Here is an 18,223-nt window from a genome sequence, read left to right as displayed (position 1 = left end):
TTTATAATTTATTTATGTGATTTTACTAAAATTATGCTTTTAAAAAACAAATACAAGGTTAAAATTTTGCTTTATCTTACAGAATATACAAATTATATGTTTTTTTCTTATATTAGCGTGCGTGCTGGTTTTGCATTTTTTATTGCTTTATTTTTGAGTTTGTATTTAATGCCAAAATTTATCAAATGGGCTCAAAATAAAAAAGCAAATCAACCTATTTATGAATACGCTCCACAATCACACCAAGCTAAATCTCATACCCCTACTATGGGTGGGCTTGTTTTTATCTTTGCTACTATCATAGCAAGTGTTTTAAGCGCTGATTTAAATAATAGTTTTGTAATCGTTGGATTATTATGTTTAGTATTATTTTGTACTATAGGCTTAGTTGATGATTTGGGGAAAATTTTAAAAAAAGACAATCACGCAGGATTAAGCCCAAAAATGAAACTACTAGGGCAATTTAGCGCTGCTTTTATCTGTGTTGGATTATTATATTTATTTGATATAAATACTGAATTTTATTTACCTTTTTACAAACATGCTATTTTTGATGGCGGTATGTTTATGTTGTTTTTATGGATTTTAGTTATTATATCAAGCTCCAATGCTGTAAATTTAACCGATGGGCTTGATGGTCTTGCAACCGTGCCTTCTATATTTTCTCTTTTAAGTCTTGGTGCTTTTTTGTATTTAAGTGGAAATGCTATTTATAGTTCTTATTTATTCTTACCTAAAATTCAAGGTCTAGGAGAACTTGTGGTATTAAGCGCGGCTTTAGTTGGTGCGCTTATGGGATTTTTGTGGTATAACTGCTATCCTGCACAAGTTTTTATGGGAGATAGTGGGAGTTTAAGCATAGGGGCGTTTTTAGGCTATCTTGGTATAGTAAGTAAAAATGAAATTTTGCTTTTGCTTATAGGCTTTGTATTTGTTTTAGAAACTATTTCAGTGATTTTACAAGTAGGAAGTTTTAAAATCTTTAACAAAAGAGTATTTAAAATGGCACCTATTCATCATCATTTTGAAAAAATAGGTTGGGTGGAAAATAAAATCATTGTGCGTTTTTGGATGATAGCCTTACTTGCAAATATCATTGCATTAATTAGTATAAAGTTAAGATAATGAAAATTTCACTTTTTGGATACGGAAAAACAACTAAAGCTTTTGCGCATCGTTTTGGAAATTGCGATATTTATGATGATCATTTTGCAAGTATAAGTAAAGATGAATTTAACAATACACTTTTACCGCCTTGTGAATTTGATCCTTTAAAAAGTGACTTAGAAATTCCAAGTCCTGGCTTTCCAAATGATCATCTTCTCATACAGCAAGCAAGAAATTTAAGTAGCGAATATGATTTTTTTTATGATGGCATGCCAAAAAGTGTTTGGATAAGCGGAACAAATGGCAAAACCACCACCACCCAAATGACACATCATCTTTTAAAACATATCAATGCACAAATGGGAGCAAACATAGGAACTCCTTTAGCACAAATGGATATTAGTGCTAAATTATGGATTTTAGAAAGCTCATCTTTTTCGCTTTTTTACACCAAAGTAGCTAAACCTGAAATTTATGCACTTTTACCTATCACACCTGATCATCTTTCTTGGCACAAAAGCTTTGAAAATTATGAGCGAGCAAAGCTTAGTGTGCTTGAAAGAATGAATGAAAATGATGTGGTAATTTTACCTAAAAAATACGAGGCTTATCCAACTCATGCTTATGTTATAAGCTATGAAGATGAGCAAGATTTAGCTAAAAAAATGCAAATTGATTTAGAAAAAATTCATTTTAAAACCCCATTTTTGCTTGATGCTCTTATTGCCTTAAGTATAGAAAAAATCATACTAGATCGTTGCTCTTATGAGCTTTTAAACGAGTTTAAGATAGAAAAAAACAAACTTGAAGAAATATTTGATCATAAAAATAGACTTTGGGTAAATGATACTAAAGCAACTAATCTTGATGCTAGTTTAGCTGCTCTTAAACGCTATAAGGATAAAAAAATTCATCTTATCATAGGTGGGGATGACAAGGGAGTGGATTTAAGCGCTTTATTTGTTTTTATGAAAGAGCTTGATATAGAGCTTTATGCCATAGGAAAAAGCACCAATAAAATACTTGATTATGCTAAAAATGTTAATTTAAAAGCACATTTTTGTGAGTTTTTACCTAAAGCGGTAGAAAAAATCAATCAAAACTTAACTAATGATGAAGTAGCCCTACTAAGCCCTGCTTGTGCAAGCTTAGATCAGTTTAAGTCTTATGAAGAAAGAGGAGATCTTTTTAAAAAATGTATTCAAGAATTAAGCTAAATCTTTTTGAATGCAAAATTTTAAAAACTCACATAAATTTATAAATTTATTGCTTGGTTCTTTATTTTTATGATAAATCAAGCAAAGCTCTCTTGAAATTTTAAAATTTTTTAATCTTACTTCAAATAAACTTTTAGCTTCGAGCTCTTCTTTAACACTAAATTTAGGTAAAACTGCTAAAAATTTACCTTTTTTAGTCAACTCTTTTATCATAGCAGTTGAGTTTAACTCATAAACCAAATTAAGCTTTACATCTTTAGGCAAAGCATTTAAAAACACTTCTTTTGCACCTGAACCTTGCTCACGACTTAGCCATTTAAAATCCTTTAATTCATCTATGAAAAATTCTTTTTTGAAGTCATTTTTACTCACCACAATAAGCTCATCATCACAAATTTTAATCTTTTTTATATCCTTATCTTTGCAAATCCCTTCAATCAAACCTATATCGATTTCTTTATCTAAAATATCTTTGATAATATTTTGACTATTATCCAAAGACAAATTTAATTTGATATTTTCTGCCTTTTGATCCAAAAAAGTTCCTAGTAAATAAGTACCTACATTTTGACTAACTTTCATACTTATTTCATAGCTTTGATCATCTTGCATTGCTTTTTCTATGCGTTCAAATTCTAAAATCAAAGGAGTGATTTGTTTTAAAAACACTTTTCCTTTTTCATTTAAACTTAAAAATTTAGCATTTCTATCAAAAAGCTTGGTGTTTAAACTTTTTTCAAGTTCAAATATAGCTAAAGACAAAGCAGATTGAGTTATATTTAATTCTTTAGCACAAGCTCTTAAATTTAAATTTCTACACAAGGCTTGAAAATATTTTATTTGTTTAAAAGTCATAAGCACTCTTTTGATAAATATTTTTAATCATTATATCAAATAAAATTAATTTTACTTATCATAAAAAAATCATTAAGATTACAAAAACAAAAAAAGGAAAAATTCATGCATAAAAATATATATAAACATAGAAAATTTGAAGCTTTTTTACTGCTTTTTACTCTTGCTTTTTGTGCTTTTGCTATTTCTGAGCTTAATTTTTTTAAAAATCTTGGAATTTCAGCTTTAATCATAGCCGTGATTTTAGGAGCTTTAATAGGAAATTTAGCACATCAAAATGCAAATTTACTCAAAAAATCAGGAGTTTTAGGCATAGCAACAAAAGAAATTTTAAGATTTGGAATTATACTTTATGGTTTTAGAATTACTTTTAATGATTTAGAAAAAGTTGGATTAAATGGAATTTTATTAGCATTTTTAGTAGTGTTTTCTACCTTTTTTATAGGGCTTTTACTAGGAAAATTATTTAAACTTGATCTTAAAGAAAGCATACTTATAAGTAGTGGCTCAAGTATTTGTGGAGCAGCTGCTGTGATGGCAAGTGAAAGCATTGTTAAAGGTGGCTCTGCTAAAGTTGGCGTAGCAGTTTGTACTGTGGTTGTGTTTGGAACTTTGGGGATGTTTTTATATCCTTTGGCTTGGAATTTAGGTTGGTTTGATTTTTTTAGTTTAAAGCAAATGGGGTATTTCATGGGAGCAAGCTTGCATGAAGTTGCACATGCTGTTGCAGCAGGTGAAGCTGTGCAAGCAGGAGATGGCGCTGTCATAGAAAAAATGATGCGTGTTTTAATGCTAGTACCTTTTTTGATTTTTTTAAGTCTTTTTTCATTGAAATTTCTAAGCAAAAATAATGAAAAAATCTCCATTAAAGCAAATATTCCTTATTTTGCTTTGTGGTTTTTATTTGCTTGTGGTATTAGCTCACTTGAAATATTAAATACCAATTTTGCGCTTAATTATATAAAACCAAGCATACAAACTATAGATACACTTTTGCTTTCTATGGCTATGGTAGCTTTAGGAGTAAATATCCATAAAAATATTTTAAAAAATGCAGGTTTTAAACCATTTTTGATGGCATTTTTTCTTTTTATATGGTTAATCTTTATATCAATTAGTTTTATTTTATTATTAAATTTATAAATACATGAAAATTCTTCATGTATTTATTTTATAATCTTTAATCAAAATAAATTAATGTTAGCGAATCAGCAATAAAGGTTTTTTAGCCTTAGTTAAAATATCATTTGTCAAACTACCAAATAAAATACTTTTTACCCAGTGATGTGAGTAAGCCCCCATGATCAATAAATCTATATCATTTTGCTCACCAAAATCAAATAAAGCTTGAGTAATCTCTCCATTTAAATATTGAGTTTGCACATTTAAATTTGCTTCTTTAAAAATTTGACTTACTTGAGCTAATAATTCACAAGAAGCTTTTTCATCTTTAGATACATTTACTACATAACGCTTTGCTTCTTTAAAAATAGGTCTTTTAATGGCTTGTTCTATAGCCTTTTTAGCTAAATTACTCCCATCATAAGCCATCATTACACTTTTAATCTCTTTAAAAGCAGAATTTACAAGCAAAATAGGCACATTTAAAGCTCTTACTAATTCTTCTGTATGAATGCCTATTTTATTTTTCTTACCTCCGCCTTTTAAACCTGCTATGGCTAACCTTATTTGATCATTGTATTCTTTTAAAACCTCTTCTAAATCTCCATCTCTTTGCACACTAAAGCATTCTTTTACGCCTTGTTCTTTTGCGTAAGCACAAAATTCTTCTAAAATTCTTTGCCCTTTTTTGCAAAGATTTTCATTTTTTTGACTTTGCTCTTCTACTAAATCTTCAATCACACATCCACTAGCGCCTATGCCAAAACTACAAGCTAATTCAGCATTAGTAAAATTTGGTTCTATAGTATATAAAAACATTAAAGGCAAATCTAGCTTTTTAGCTAAATACACCCCATAATGCAAACTTTCCCTACAAGGCTCTAAAACATCTACACAAACTAGAATTTTTTCCATTTAATATCCTTTTGTAGTATCAATCTTGCGCTTTTTGCGCTATTAAAACACCTTCTATGATTTTTTTAATATCTCCATCTAAGATATTATCAACCTGTGAAAAAGCTTCATTTGAGCGTGTATCTTTAACTTGTTGATAAGGAAAAAGTACATAAGAACGGATTTGATGACCCCAACCTATCTCACTTTTTTCGCTTGAATTTGCTTCATCTTGTTGTTTCATAAGCTCAAGCTCATAAAGGCGTGATTTTAACATTTTAAAGGCTGTGGCTTTGTTTTTGTGTTGGCTTCTATCGTTTTGACATTGCACTACTATACCACTTGGCATATGAGTTATGCGCACTGCTGATTCAGTTTTATTAACATGCTGTCCACCCGCTCCGCTTGCTCTATAATAATCAATCCTTATATCTTTTTCTTCAATTTCTATTTCAATATCATCATCAAGTTCAGGTGAAACCATCACACTAGAAAAACTCGTATGGCGACGCCCTGCACTATCAAATGGAGAAGTTCTTACTAAACGATGAATGCCATTTTCAGCTTTTAAATACCCATAAGCATTTTCACCTTTTACTAAAAAGCTAACATCTTTAAGCCCTGCTTCTTCGCCTTCTTGAAAGTCAAGTGTTTCCACTTTAAAACCTTCTCTTTCACAAAATCTCAAATACATCCTATAAAGCATGCTAGCCCAGTCATTACTCTCCGTTCCACCTGCTCCTGGGTGAATAGAAACTATGGCATTTTTACCATCATTTTCTCCACTTAAAAGCATAGAAATTTCAAGATTTACAATAAGATCTTCTAGCTTGTTTGCATCTTCAAATAAAGCTTCTATAGTATCTAAGTCATTTTCACTATTAGCAAGATCAAAAAGCTCGCTTGCATCATTTAAAGCATTATTTGCATTTTCATAATTTTTAAGTAAATTTGAAATTTTAGTTTTTTCTTTACCTATAACGCCTGCTTGTTTTACATCACTCCAAAAAGAAGGGGAATTTTCTAAATTTTCTATTTCTTTTAATCTTGTTTTTATCTCTTCAGGCTTAATAATAGAAGCGATATTTCCAACTTTGTTTTTTAATTTTTTTAAAAGTTCGCTGTATTCGTAATTATCCATAAAAATTTTCTTTCTAATTTTGATATAATTTAATCTTATAATTTTAGCAAAAAATAAAACATTTAAAGTGAGAAATATGCCAAAACTTTTTTTAATATCTTTAGGTTGTAATAAAAATTTAGTTGATAGCGAAATCATGCTTGGAAGATTAAGTGATTATGAAATTTGTGATGAGCCAAGCTTAGCTGATGTTTTGATTGTAAATACCTGTGGCTTTATAGATAGTGCTAAAAAAGAAAGCATAAATGCGATTTTAGACTTACACGAGCAAAGAAAAAAAGATTCATTGTTAGTTGTAACAGGATGTTTAATGCAACGCTACCGCGAGGAATTAATGAAAGAACTACCTGAAGTTGATCTTTTTACCGGTGTGGGAGATTATGAAAAAATTGATGAAATGATACTTAAAAAAACTAATCTTTTTTCAAATTCTACTTACTTGCAAGATAAAAATACCAATCGTGTAATCACAGGATCAAACTATCATGCTTTTATCAAAATAGCTGAAGGGTGCAATCAAAAATGTTCATTTTGCGCTATACCAAGTTTTAAAGGCAAACTTAAATCAAGAAGCTTAGAAAGTATTATAAATGAAGTAAAAGAGCTTGTTAAAAAAGGCTATAAAGACTTTTCTTTTATTGCTCAAGATACAAGTTCGTATTTGTTTGATCAAGGTCAAAAAGATGGACTTTTAAAGCTTATTGAAGCTATAGAAAATATCCAAGGTGTAAAGGCTGCTAGAATTTTATATCTATATCCAACAAGTATTAGCAAAGAAGTGATAGAAAAAATCATTCAATCAAAAGTTTTTGTAAATTATTTTGATATGCCTTTACAACACATCAGTGATAATATGCTTAAAATCATGAAACGCGGAGCTAACAAAGCTAAATTAATCGAGCTTTTAAATTTAATGAAACAAGCCCCAAATTCATTTTTACGCACAGGTTTTATAGTAGGACACCCAGGAGAGAGTGATGAGGACTTTGAAGAATTATGCGCTTTTATAAAAGAATTTGGTTTTGATAGAATTAGTGTTTTTGCTTATTCTAAAGAAGAAGATACCGCAGCTTTTGAAATGGAACAAATTCCTAATAAAATCATCAATGCAAGATTAAAAGTGATAGAAAAAATTGTTGATGAGTGTATAGAAAAAAGCTTTAATCAACAAGTTGGTAAAAAAACCTTAGCATTTTGTGAAGGTCAAAGCTCTGAAGGAGAATTTTTCATCGGTGCAAAAGATTTGCGTTGGGATGGAAATATTGATGGAGAAATTCTCATCAATGAAAGTGATTGTGGAGATTTAGAAATGGGCGAGCTTTATGAGTGTGAAATCACGCAGAGCTTAGATAAAAAACTCATTGCAAAAGCCTTAAGAAAGTTTGATGATTGATAGCAAATATTTAAATCATTTAAAGCAAGGGAAAAATCTTTTAGCATTTTCTCATGGGAGTGATTCTAGTGCTTTATTTTTCATGCTTTTAGAAAAAAATATAGATTTTGATCTTGCTTTTATAAACTACAAAACTCGCAAAAATAGCGATAAAGAAGAGCAAAGTGCTAAAGAATTAGCCAAGCGTTTTCATAAAAAAATTTACATCAAAACCGCACCCAAGATAACAAAAAATTTCGAAGCTTGTGCAAGAGCTTTGCGTTATGAATTTTTTGAAGAACTTTGCAAAAATCACTCTTATGATAATCTTTTACTAGCTCATCATTTAAATGATAAACTAGAATGGTTTTTAATGCAATTTTCCAAAGGCGCAGGGCTTAGAGAATTACTTGGTTTTAAAGATATTGAAAAAAGAAAATATTTTACTATCATAAGACCCTTGCTTGAAATTCCAAAAAAAGAAATTTCAAACTACCTAAAAGAAAACAATATCACTTATTTTCATGATGAGAGTAATGATGATGAAAAATATTTTAGAAATTTCATACGCAAAAAATTTGCTAATGAGTTTTTAAAGCTTTATCCAAATGGAGTAAAAAAGAGCTTTAAATACCTAGAAAAAGACTTAAAAGAAGAAAATATTTGTGAATTTAAAAATATTTACATTACTCATAAAGATGAAAGTTTAATCGCAAAATGTTTTAAAAAACTTGGAGTACTTTTAAGTGCTAAACAAAGACAAGAAACTTTAAAAGGCGATGGAGTAATTTCGCATAAAATAGGCATTGTTTACATACAAGAAAAAGTTTTGATTTTTCCTTTTGTAAGTTGTGAGAAAATGCCAAAAGAATTTAAAGAAATTTATAGAAAAGCAAAAATCCCTAAACTCTTAAGAGCATATTTATACACAAAAAATATTGATGTAAAAGAACTTATGCAAGCTCTTTTATGATTTCTTCAAAAAGTTCTTTTACTCTTGTTTCTAAAAAGTCTTTAAATTCAGCACTTGTAGCTTCAGCACGCATGATAAGATATGGACTTGTATTAGAAGCACGCAAAAGCGCCCAGCCTTCTTTAAAGGTAATTCTAACTCCGTCAATTTCATTACAATCAAGCACATTTTCAAAAGCATTTGCTTTTACTTTTTCTTTAAATTTTTCTATGATTTGAAATTTATTTTCTTCACTAACCTTAAGCTTAATCTCTTCACTTGCATAAAGTTTTGGTAATTCTTTAACTAATTTTTCTATATCAAAACCATTTACTAAAAGCTCTAAAGTTCTTAAAAATGCATAAATTCCATCATCATAACCAAAATATCTATCTTTAAAGAAAATATGCCCACTAAGCTCTGCTGCTATATCGATATTTTGCTCTTTCATCATTTTTTTAATATTAGAATGTCCAGTCTTACCCATCATGATAAAACCAAATTTAGCTACCTCATCAAAAAGGTTTTTAGAGCATTTTACTTCACCTAAAACTCTAGGATTTTTTATATTTTTAGCAAATAAATAGCAAAGCTCATCGCCCTTAAATACATAGTCTTTACTTGCTACTACTAAACGATCCCCATCTCCGTCAAAAGCAAAGCCCATTTTTGCATTTTCATTTTCTTTTAGCGCAACTTGCAATGCGTGTAAATTTTCAAGCTCTGTTGGATCGGGCGCGTGATTTGGGAAATTTCCATCAGGATTTTCAAATAAAATTTGTGCATTAAGATTTAATTTTTCCACCAAAGGCTTTATAATCACTCCAGTAGCTCCATTTGCACAATCAATAATGATTTTTTCTTTATAGCCCTTAAGATGTGAAAAATGTTTAGCTAAAAAGTCTATGTATAAGCTTTTAATATCATAATTTTCATATCTTAAATCATCATTGATTTCAAGTTCTAAATACTCTTGCACTTTTAAAGAAAGCTTTTTCAAATCAGCACCAAAAAAACTTTCTTTATTAATCGTTATTTTAAAGCCATTGTATTCTTTTGGATTATGCGAACCTGTTATCATGATATTTGCATCAAAAATATCATCAAAAAACAAGCTAAAATACCCCATAGGAGTTGGTGCTAAGCCTATATTGAAAACTTGCATATTAGCTTTATTTAAACCGCTGATTAAATAGTTAAAAAGTTCATTTGCACTATATCTTGCATCATAGCCTACGCTTACTTTCTCACAACCCCTTGATTTCATTTCTAAACCCAAAGCATAGCCTATGGCTTTTACACTTTTTTCATTTAACTCACTTGGGTAAAGCCCTCTTATATCATACTCTCTAAAAATCAAATCTAACATTTTAATCCTTTTGTCTTCTAAGTTCTAATTTTGCTTGTTTTAAACTTTCTTCTATGTTTTCATTTTTACTTGATAAACAAAGTTTAATTTCTAACTTTACATTTTGTTCTTTAAATTCAAAACAATATTTTTGCATAAAATTTTCAAGCATTTGAAGCTTGCTTTGCACAAAGGCTATATTTTCATTTTCAAATACAATAATAAAATAATCCTTATCATCTTTAAAAACCCTAGCATGTAAAGCTTTTTTTAAAATCCTAGCAAATTCATGCATTATAAACTCGCCCATTTTTGAGTCTTTTTGATGATAAATTTCATTGATATTTTTTACTTCAATCAAGGCTAAATGAAAATTTTCAAGTCCTTGGGCATATCTTCTTAAGGCCTTTAAATTTGGCAAATTGGTTAAAGTGTCAAAAAAGGCTATTTTATAAGCTTTATACACTAAAAATCCTATCAACACCAAAGAAGCAAATTCATAATAACCCAAATCAACACTATTGTAAAATAAAAATTGCACGCTCAAGCCCATATAAGCTAGCAAAAAATGAAAATCATTATTTTTAAAATATGAAAATAATAAAAATATCATTCCTACACAAAATACACAAAAGCTTAACTCACTAATAGGCTTAAAAAATTGCGTTGAAAGGCCGAAAATTTCACTTGTAATGCTTGCATTAAAATTAGTACTTGTGCTAAGTATTAACGCTACAAAACCCATAAAGGCTAAATACGCAAATTTAATAAAATTAATTCTTTCAAAAACAAGCTTACTATCTTGCAAAAACACAAAAAGCACAAAAGAAAAAGGTAAAAATACCGAGATAAACAAATGCGCTTGATATTCACTTGCCACTAAAGATAAAGCCCTAGCACATAAAATCAACAAAAGCAAGAAAAAAATCTTATTTTGCTTAAAAAAATAAGCTAAAAATAAAGCTAAAAATTCCAAAACAAAACTAAAAGAAGGTAAAAAAGATAATAAAACTAAACTCAATCAAATAACCTTAATTTAAAAATAATTTTAAAAATTATACAACAATTTTGAATTATTTTTTTAATACATATTATAAGTAAAATAAAAATAGAAATTAAAATAAATATGCCTGAAATATGCTTAGTAAAAAATAATGTAATTTATCTTAGATAGTTAAATTTCAAAGCAACAAATGATAACACGAAAAAACTTTTAAAATAAAACTTTACGAAATTAAAAAGCTAATAAATATATTAAAATCATTAAATTATTTTTATTTAAATTTTGCAATTTCATCTTGTATGGTTTGATTTATCTCAAGTAGCTCTTCATAATTTTTTTTATTTTTTTCCAAAAGTTCATCAAATTTAAAGCCAAGCATAACGATGCGATATAAATTAGGTTTGTATTTTCTCCAATTATACAAAGTGCTAACATCAATATCTAATTCATATGCCATATCGCGTTTGCTCTTTTTTGCCATAAGCTACCCTAAATTTTTAAATACTTATGGGCTGATTTTACATTAAAAATTCTTTATTAAAAACAATTGAAATATTCTATGTTTTATTTAATTAATATTGATTATTTCAATATTAATTAAGCTAAATTGTGGAATAATTCAAGTTATCTTAAGTTAAGGAGTGAAAGAATGGATGCTACAAGTTTATTTTTATCAATAAAAAATAAATTACCAAAAGAATATGGGTCTTTTAGAAAAAGAATAAGTCGAGGATATAAATATTCTGATCCTATTATGTCAAATGAAGATTTAAAAAAGAAATTTGAAACTTTAAGTTCTGATAAGTTGGATAAAGTATATACAAGACTTCAATACACCAAGCTCAAAAACCCAACTCTAGTCTTTTGGGTTTACAATTTTTTACTAGGTGGTTTTGGTGTTGCAAGATTTTATATAGGTCAAATTGGATGGGGAATTTTTAGATTAGTTTTAACTTTGCTTGCTATGATAATTGGCTTTATTGCTGATTCCTCATATGATTCATTTTGGATAGCTACTTCAAATATAATCAATTATGGTAATTTTGGTATTTGGTTTATAGATTTGTTTATAGTTGGCGTATTGCTTAGAAATCAAAATCTTGAAAAAATTAACTTAATTATAGACGATATAAAATCTTAGTATATTTGTGGAAGAAAATATTCTCAATTTTTACTTATTTAAGGAGATAAAATGAATGAAAAACACGCACCTTTTGAAACAGAACCCACTTTGATTTATGAGAAAAATACTTTTAAAATTGTCGCTGGAAAAACATATACAAATAAAGATGAAAAATTTTGCATAGGTTTAAAATCAAATGATTTTCCTAAAAATTCTTATCTTATATTTCCGCCACAGCTTAGCTTAGATTTATTAAAAAATCTTTTAAGTCAAGATGGGGCTAATAATAGTGAAATTATCAAGTTTATTAAAATAATAACCAAATAAGCAATGAAAAATATTTTATTAAGTTTCATAATGGTTTTGTTATTTACAGGATGTTTTAATAATAAGCCAAAATGCGATGATGAAGTTGTTCAGCTTACATTAAAAAGTATTTTAGATGATGATGAGTGGGTTTATATTGAGTATGGGCTAAGTGAGCAGTCTTTAAAGGCCTTAAAAATAAGCTTAAATGGCATGGATATAAGGGATTTAGAGGCTATATTATCTACCGATACCATTGGAATTTTAAGAGCTCATTTAAAACCTATATTTGACTTAAAAGATTATGCTAATGAAGTGGGTTATACTTCTTTTAGTAGTTTTATAACTCAAGATAGTAATGATAAAAAAACAAGTTTTTGTAGAGCTAGTTTGAAATTAACTTACCCACAAATGCCAGATGATATGAGAGAAAATTATGCAAGAGGCACTTTAAAAGGAATTATATTTGATGGGGGAGAGCATGAAGTACAAATTTCATATAGTGCTCAATTTAGCGATGATAAAAAACAAGTTTTTGTAGAACTTTTGGATTATTAGTTTATTTTGGCAATGAAATTTTATTTTATTGCCAAGCAAAATTTATACTCAATTAATTTCAAGTCTTTTTTTGTTACAATTTCTTAAAAATTTTTATAAGTAAAAATTCTAAGGAAAATTATGGTAGAAATAAAAAATCTCACTATGCGTTTTGCAAATCAACTTTTATTTGAAGATGTAAATTTAAAATTAAACCGTGGTGAAAGATATGGACTTATAGGTGCAAATGGCGCAGGAAAATCAACCTTTTTAAAAATTCTCTCAGGTGAAATAGAATCAAGCAGTGGAGAAATTTGCATAGATCCAAATTTAAAAATCGCAGTACTGGGACAAGATCAATTTGCTTTTGAAAACTACACTATCAAAGATGCGGTAATGTGTGCAAATAAAAGATTATATGATGCACTAAAAGAAAAAGAAAAACTTTATATGAGTGAAGAATTTACCGATGAAATTAATGATAGATTAAGCGAGCTTGAAATCATAACAGCAGAAGAAGATCCAAACTATGATTGCGAGCTTAGATGTGAAAAAATTCTTAGCTCTTTAAATATTAAAGATTTTAATGCTCTCATGAGTACTTTACAAAGTGCGGATAAATTTAAAGTTTTATTAGCTCAAGTATTATTTTTAGGTGCTGATGTATTATTTTTAGATGAACCTACAAACAACCTTGACTTAGAAGCTATTTCTTGGCTTGAAAATGAACTTTTAAGACATGAGGGAACTTTAGTAGTAATTAGCCATGATAGACATTTTCTAAATAAAGTTTGTACAAGAATTTTAGATGTGGATTTTAAACAAATACGCGATTTTGCTGGAAATTATGATGATTGGTATATGGCTTCAACCTTACTTGCTAAACAAGCTGAACTCAAACGCGATAAAACTTTAAAAGAAAGAGAAGAATTAGAAAATTTCATACGCCGTTTTAGTGCTAATGCTTCAAAAGCCAAACAAGCTACAAGTAGAGCTAAAGCTTTAGAAAAACTTGAGCTTGAAGAGATTAAAACTTCAAGTAGGCGTGATCCTAGTATAGTTTTTAGAACAAATAGAGAAATAGGAAATGAAGTTTTAGAATTAAAAGGTATTAGCAAAGCTTATGATAAAACTTTATTTGAGAATTTAGAATTAAAATTAGAAAAAGGTGATAAAATAGCCTTAATCGGAGCAAATGGTGTTGGAAAAAGCACTTTAGCTAAAATCATTGCATCAAAATTAGAACCTGATAGTGGCCACATCCACCTTGGTGCTACCATAGAAATGGGATATTTTTCACAAGATACGACAAATTTAATCAATGAAAATTTGAAACTTTATGAATGGTTAATGAGTGAAAAATTCAAAGATTTAGATGAAATTCGCAAATGTCTTGGTAGAATGCTCTTTAGCGGAAGTGATCAAGAAAAAATGGCTTCTAGCTTAAGTGGAGGTGAAAAACACCGCTTAATGCTTTCAAGATTAATGTTAGAACGCGGAAATTTCTTGCTTTTAGATGAACCGGATAATCATTTAGATCTTGAAAGTATCATTGCATTAGGTGAAGCCTTGTATAATTTCAAAGGTTGTGTGATATGCATAAGTCACGATAGAGAGCTAATTAGTGCTTTTGCTAATCGTATATGGTTTTTAGAAGATGGGAAATTAACAGACTTTAAAGGAAATTATGACGAATTTTTAGGAGGTTTAGAATGAATTCGTTTAAGATAAAATATGCAGCTGGTTTTGGACATTTTACTCAAAATCACAGAGGTTTTGGCCCAACTATTTATGTAGAAGAAAGTATTGATTTTCAAAGTGAAAAAGATTATTTTGACTATGTTGAATTTTATGAAAAATTCAGCAAAGAAGATGATACTTATTTTCACATTTCATTTTTAGAAGATCGCCCTTTAACTTCTCAAGAATTAGAAAGTAGAAATGCTTATAGAAAACTAAGAGATGAGCGCTGTAATAAAGCTAGAGAAGAGTTTATCAAAAACAATGAAATAGAAGCTGAATACTACCCAACTCATGGTGATTAAGGAATGATTTTTGCTTGTTTTTTCCTTGTAATATTTTGAAAGGAGAAAACATGCAAGTTAACCATGATAATTTATCGGTTAAAGAGTATGGATATGGTCAAAGTAGTGCCTATAAAAGCACTCAAGGAGCTAATGAAGACTTTATGTCTTTACTTAGTCAAAACAATAGCGAAAATTTAAACGAGCAAAGTATAAAACTTGATGAGCTTTTTTCAAAAGCCATGAGTCAAGATCAATTTAGCACAGGAATTTTTAGCTCAAATATGTCAAATATTTACAATTATCGTTTTAGAGGACAAAACGAAACTCCTATGCAAGTTAATATAGAAGAAAAACAAGAGCCACAAAAAGATATGGTAAAAGATCTTTTAAATTCTTTATGAAAATGAAGTAAGCAAACGCTTACTTCCAAATAAGTCCACTAAATTCAAACTCTTTTGCAAATTTTTTAAATTCCTCTTCTTCTTTTGCATTAACACTTAAAATCAATTCAACATTTTCTTGAAATTTTTTTTCATAAGAAATGTTATTTTTATTTAAAAAATGCTCAAATCTTGCATAAAGATAAAAAGGAATGTTTAAACTTAAAATATTTTTAGCTTCAAATTCTAAAAGCATTGCATTTAAAATAGCTTCATTTGTAGCTTCACTATAAGCTCTTACAAGACCACCTGTACCAAGTTTAATCCCTCCAAAATAACGCACCACAATCACCGCACAATTAACAAGCAAAGCCCCTCTTAATACATTCAAACAAGGCATAGCAGAAGTTCCTTTTGGCTCACCATCATCGCTTTTATCTTCTATGATTTGATCAAATTCATTTAAATACCTATAAGCATATACAAAATGCACGGCTTTTAAATGCTCATTTCTTAGCTTTTGCATTAAAGTTTGAAAATCTTCAAAAGGACATAAAAAAGACAAAAAAGTTGATTTTTTGATTTCTATTTTTGCTTGATAAATTTGATCAATAGTTTTCATTTTTTCCTTAAATTAGTTATAATATTTAAATAAAATTATAATCAAAACAACTTATAAAAATTTAAGGATAAACTATGCTTCAAACTTGTATTTTTCCTGCAGCAGGTTATGGTACTAGATTTTTACCTGCTACAAAAACCCTACCTAAAGAAATGCTACCTATACTAACTAAGCCTTTAATTCATTATGGTGTGGATGAGGCTTTAGAAGCTGGTATGGAAACTATGGGCTTTGTTACAGGGCGTGGAAAAAGAGCTTTGGAGGATTATTTTGATATTTCTTATGAACTTGAACACCAAATCGCAGGTACTAAAAAAGAATATCTTTTAAGTGAAATAAGAACACTCATAGATCGCTGCACTTTTACTTTTACAAGGCAAAATGAAATGAAAGGCTTAGGAGATGCGGTTTTAAAAGCAAAGCCTTTAGTGCAAGATGAAGCTTTTGGAGTTATTTTAGCAGATGATTTATGTGTAAATGAAGATGGGGTAAATGTCTTAGCTCAAATGGTAAAAATTTATGAAAAATACCGCTGCTCTGTTATAGCTGTGATGGAAGTTGAAGCTGATCAAGTTTCAAACTATGGGGTTATAGCAGGAAATGCTGTGGAAGAGGATTTAATCATGGTAAATTCTATGGTGGAAAAACCTGATCCAAAAGATGCTCCGAGTAACTTAGCCATCATAGGAAGATACATTCTAACACCTGATATTTTTGGTATTTTAGAAAATACCAAAGCAGGTAAAAACGGAGAAATTCAACTAACTGATGCATTACTTTCACAAGCAACTAATAATATGGTTTTAGCTTATAAATTTAAAGGAAAAAGGTTTGATTGTGGAAGCGTAGAAGGCTTTGTTGAGGCGACAAATTATTTTTATGAGAAAAGTAAAAATGCTAAATAATACTTTATTTTTTAAAACCCAAGATTTTAAAAAAATTACCGCTTATGCAAATAGAATGAATGATGAGTTAGAAAGTGGCGATATAGGGTATTATCACTTAGTAGATACAAGCTTTGATTTAATCAAAGAAAGCAAAGAATTTATCGCAACTAAAACTCATATAGAAAATATCGTTTTAGTGGGCATGGGTGGATCAAGTTGTGGGGTTAAAGCTTTAAAAGAGCTTTTATTTGATCAAGTAGAAGAAAAAAAACTTTTCATTATAGATAATACTTCCTCACATACTTTTACCCAAACTATGCAAAAAATAAATCCCCAAAAAACACTTTTCATCATAGCAAGTAAATCAGGTACAACTATAGAAGTGATTTCTTTATTTAAACTCATCATTGCTCATTTTGATTTTAAAAATGAAAATTTACACAAAAATTTTGTGTTTATTACTGATTTTGAGTCAAAACTTCACAAACTAGGAGAAGAATTAAACATAAAATGCTTTTTTATACCTAAAAATGTCGGTGGTAGATTTAGTGTTTTATCTGCTATTGGTATTGTTCCTTTGAGCTTTTGTGGCTATGATACTAAAGCCTTATTAGAAGGTGCAAAAGCTTGTTATGTGGATTTTTTTGAGAAAAAATGTGATCAAATTTTGCAAAAGGCTTATCATTACTGCACACATAAAAGTGCACATATTAATGTGCTTTTTTCTTATGGGGATGCTTTTAAAGGTTTTAATGAATGGTATATTCAACTAATTGCTGAAAGTCTAGGTAAAAAACAAGGCTTTAAACGCATAGGTTTAACTCCTATTGCTTTAATTGGTGCTAGAGATCAGCATAGCTTTTTACAACTTATCATGGATGGACCCAAAGATAAAACTGTTACTTTTTTAAAAATCAAAGATAGTCAAAAATCTCCTAGTATCCCAAATATAAGCTTTAATCATTTACAAAATTGTGATTTTACTAATGAAGTTAATTTACATAATCTTTTAAACGCGCAATGCGATGCAACTATGCATGCATTAATTGCTGAAAATTTAAGTGTTGATGTAATAGAACTTGAGAAATTAGATGCTTATCACTGTGGGTATTTGATGTATTATTATGAGTTATTTACTTCTGCATGTGGCATTATGCTTGGAATTAACACTTATGATCAACCTGGCGTAGAGGTGGGAAAATTAATACTCAAAAATATATTAAGTAAATAAATTTGCTTTATTGTAAAAAAAGAGTATAATGAAAATATAATAATTATTAACATTAAAATTTATTAGATAATAATAATTATTATTTAAGAATTTTATGTT

Annotated in this window: 20 protein-coding genes; 13 read left to right on the top strand and 7 right to left on the bottom strand. The window is 28.9% G+C overall.

Going from position 1 to position 18,223, the window contains the following annotated elements:
• The first annotated feature begins 66 nt into the window (after positions 1 to 66).
• Together mraY and murD are read left to right on the top strand one after the other, a co-directional pair.
• Positions 67 to 1,125, top strand: a complete 1,059-nt coding sequence (gene mraY, locus L8X50_RS06330) for a phospho-N-acetylmuramoyl-pentapeptide-transferase (protein WP_263660695.1) — start codon at positions 67 to 69, stop codon at positions 1,123 to 1,125.
• Positions 1,125 to 2,324, top strand: a complete 1,200-nt coding sequence (murD, locus tag L8X50_RS06325) for a UDP-N-acetylmuramoyl-L-alanine--D-glutamate ligase (protein WP_263660694.1) — start codon at positions 1,125 to 1,127, stop codon at positions 2,322 to 2,324. Before mraY ends, murD begins: the two co-directional genes overlap by 1 nt.
• Here murD and L8X50_RS06320 read toward each other — a convergent pair.
• On the bottom strand, positions 2,316 to 3,179 hold the full coding sequence (locus L8X50_RS06320) for a LysR family transcriptional regulator (RefSeq protein WP_133319600.1): 864 nt from the start codon (positions 3,177 to 3,179) through the stop codon (positions 2,316 to 2,318). The two genes, murD and L8X50_RS06320, sit on opposite strands and share 9 nt — an antisense overlap.
• Before the next feature lie 105 nt (positions 3,180 to 3,284).
• Between L8X50_RS06320 and L8X50_RS06315 the strand changes: the two genes are divergently transcribed.
• Complete coding sequence (locus L8X50_RS06315; protein WP_263660692.1) at positions 3,285 to 4,322, top strand: YeiH family protein; 1,038 nt, start codon at positions 3,285 to 3,287, stop codon at positions 4,320 to 4,322.
• 57 nt (positions 4,323 to 4,379) lie between these two features.
• On the opposite strand, the gene L8X50_RS06310 is transcribed toward L8X50_RS06315, so the two are convergent.
• Positions 4,380 to 5,216 carry a universal stress protein gene (locus L8X50_RS06310; protein ID WP_133319602.1) on the bottom strand — a complete coding sequence of 279 codons (837 nt, stop codon included), beginning with the start codon at positions 5,214 to 5,216 and terminating at the stop codon, positions 4,380 to 4,382.
• A 19-nt stretch (positions 5,217 to 5,235) separates the two neighbouring features.
• On the bottom strand, positions 5,236 to 6,336 hold the full coding sequence (prfB, locus tag L8X50_RS06305; protein ID WP_133319603.1) for a peptide chain release factor 2: 1,101 nt from the start codon (positions 6,334 to 6,336) through the stop codon (positions 5,236 to 5,238).
• A gap of 76 nt (positions 6,337 to 6,412) precedes the next feature.
• Between prfB and rimO the strand changes: the two genes are divergently transcribed.
• Positions 6,413 to 7,729 (top strand): 30S ribosomal protein S12 methylthiotransferase RimO, encoded by a 1,317-nt coding sequence (rimO, locus tag L8X50_RS06300; RefSeq protein WP_263660691.1) that lies wholly within the window; start codon positions 6,413 to 6,415, stop codon positions 7,727 to 7,729.
• Complete coding sequence (gene tilS / locus L8X50_RS06295) at positions 7,719 to 8,681, top strand: tRNA lysidine(34) synthetase TilS (protein ID WP_263660690.1); 963 nt, start codon at positions 7,719 to 7,721, stop codon at positions 8,679 to 8,681. The genes rimO and tilS overlap by 11 nt, the downstream gene beginning before the upstream one ends.
• On the opposite strand, the gene L8X50_RS06290 is transcribed toward tilS, so the two are convergent.
• From L8X50_RS06290 to L8X50_RS06280, 3 genes are all read right to left on the bottom strand, one after another.
• Complete coding sequence (locus L8X50_RS06290) at positions 8,662 to 10,029, bottom strand: phosphomannomutase/phosphoglucomutase (RefSeq protein WP_263660689.1); 1,368 nt, start codon at positions 10,027 to 10,029, stop codon at positions 8,662 to 8,664. The two genes, tilS and L8X50_RS06290, sit on opposite strands and share 20 nt — an antisense overlap.
• A 1-nt stretch (position 10,030) precedes the next feature.
• Positions 10,031 to 11,029: a GGDEF domain-containing protein gene (locus tag L8X50_RS06285; RefSeq protein WP_263660688.1), complete on the bottom strand. Its 999-nt coding sequence runs from the start codon at positions 11,027 to 11,029 to the stop codon at positions 10,031 to 10,033.
• A 253-nt stretch (positions 11,030 to 11,282) separates the two neighbouring features.
• The gene (locus tag L8X50_RS06280; RefSeq protein WP_039662706.1) at positions 11,283 to 11,492 is read right to left on the bottom strand and encodes a hypothetical protein; all 210 of its coding nucleotides are present in this window, start codon (positions 11,490 to 11,492) and stop codon (positions 11,283 to 11,285) included.
• Between the two features lie 168 nt (positions 11,493 to 11,660).
• On the opposite strand from L8X50_RS06280, the gene L8X50_RS06275 reads away from it, so the two are divergent.
• From L8X50_RS06275 to L8X50_RS06250, 6 genes are all read left to right on the top strand, one after another.
• The gene (locus L8X50_RS06275; protein ID WP_220566796.1) at positions 11,661 to 12,152 is read left to right on the top strand and encodes an NINE protein; all 492 of its coding nucleotides are present in this window, start codon (positions 11,661 to 11,663) and stop codon (positions 12,150 to 12,152) included.
• 51 nt (positions 12,153 to 12,203) lie between these two features.
• The gene (locus tag L8X50_RS06270) at positions 12,204 to 12,461 is read left to right on the top strand and encodes a hypothetical protein (protein ID WP_263660687.1); all 258 of its coding nucleotides are present in this window, start codon (positions 12,204 to 12,206) and stop codon (positions 12,459 to 12,461) included.
• 30 nt (positions 12,462 to 12,491) lie between these two features.
• Positions 12,492 to 12,998 carry a hypothetical protein gene (locus tag L8X50_RS06265; RefSeq protein ID WP_263660686.1) on the top strand — a complete coding sequence of 169 codons (507 nt, stop codon included), beginning with the start codon at positions 12,492 to 12,494 and terminating at the stop codon, positions 12,996 to 12,998.
• Positions 12,999 to 13,118: 120 nt separating this feature from the next.
• On the top strand, positions 13,119 to 14,693 hold the full coding sequence (locus L8X50_RS06260; RefSeq protein ID WP_133319610.1) for an ABC-F family ATP-binding cassette domain-containing protein: 1,575 nt from the start codon (positions 13,119 to 13,121) through the stop codon (positions 14,691 to 14,693).
• Positions 14,690 to 15,022: a hypothetical protein gene (locus L8X50_RS06255; protein ID WP_039617462.1), complete on the top strand. Its 333-nt coding sequence runs from the start codon at positions 14,690 to 14,692 to the stop codon at positions 15,020 to 15,022. The genes L8X50_RS06260 and L8X50_RS06255 overlap by 4 nt, the downstream gene beginning before the upstream one ends.
• 50 nt (positions 15,023 to 15,072) lie before the next feature.
• On the top strand, positions 15,073 to 15,405 hold the full coding sequence (locus tag L8X50_RS06250; RefSeq protein ID WP_133319611.1) for a hypothetical protein: 333 nt from the start codon (positions 15,073 to 15,075) through the stop codon (positions 15,403 to 15,405).
• Between the two features lie 19 nt (positions 15,406 to 15,424).
• Here the strand turns inward: L8X50_RS06250 and L8X50_RS06245 are convergent, their stop codons facing one another.
• Entirely contained in the window at positions 15,425 to 16,006 is a 582-nt protein-coding gene (locus tag L8X50_RS06245; RefSeq protein WP_133319612.1) for an IMPACT family protein, read from the bottom strand.
• A gap of 74 nt (positions 16,007 to 16,080) precedes the next feature.
• Between L8X50_RS06245 and galU the strand changes: the two genes are divergently transcribed.
• Complete coding sequence (gene galU, locus L8X50_RS06240) at positions 16,081 to 16,911, top strand: UTP--glucose-1-phosphate uridylyltransferase GalU (RefSeq protein ID WP_039667975.1); 831 nt, start codon at positions 16,081 to 16,083, stop codon at positions 16,909 to 16,911.
• A complete protein-coding gene (locus L8X50_RS06235) occupies positions 16,901 to 18,124 on the top strand; it encodes a glucose-6-phosphate isomerase (RefSeq protein WP_047208746.1) in 1,224 nt (407 codons plus the stop codon). Before galU ends, L8X50_RS06235 begins: the two co-directional genes overlap by 11 nt.
• The last annotated feature ends 99 nt before the right edge of the window (positions 18,125 to 18,223 follow it).

The sequence above is a fragment of the Campylobacter sp. CNRCH_2013_0898h genome (assembly GCF_025772965.1).
GTDB lineage: Bacteria > Campylobacterota > Campylobacteria > Campylobacterales > Campylobacteraceae > Campylobacter_D > Campylobacter_D lari_D.
Note: the sequence above shows the minus strand (reverse complement) of the source record. Positions and strands in the feature narration are given on the sequence as shown.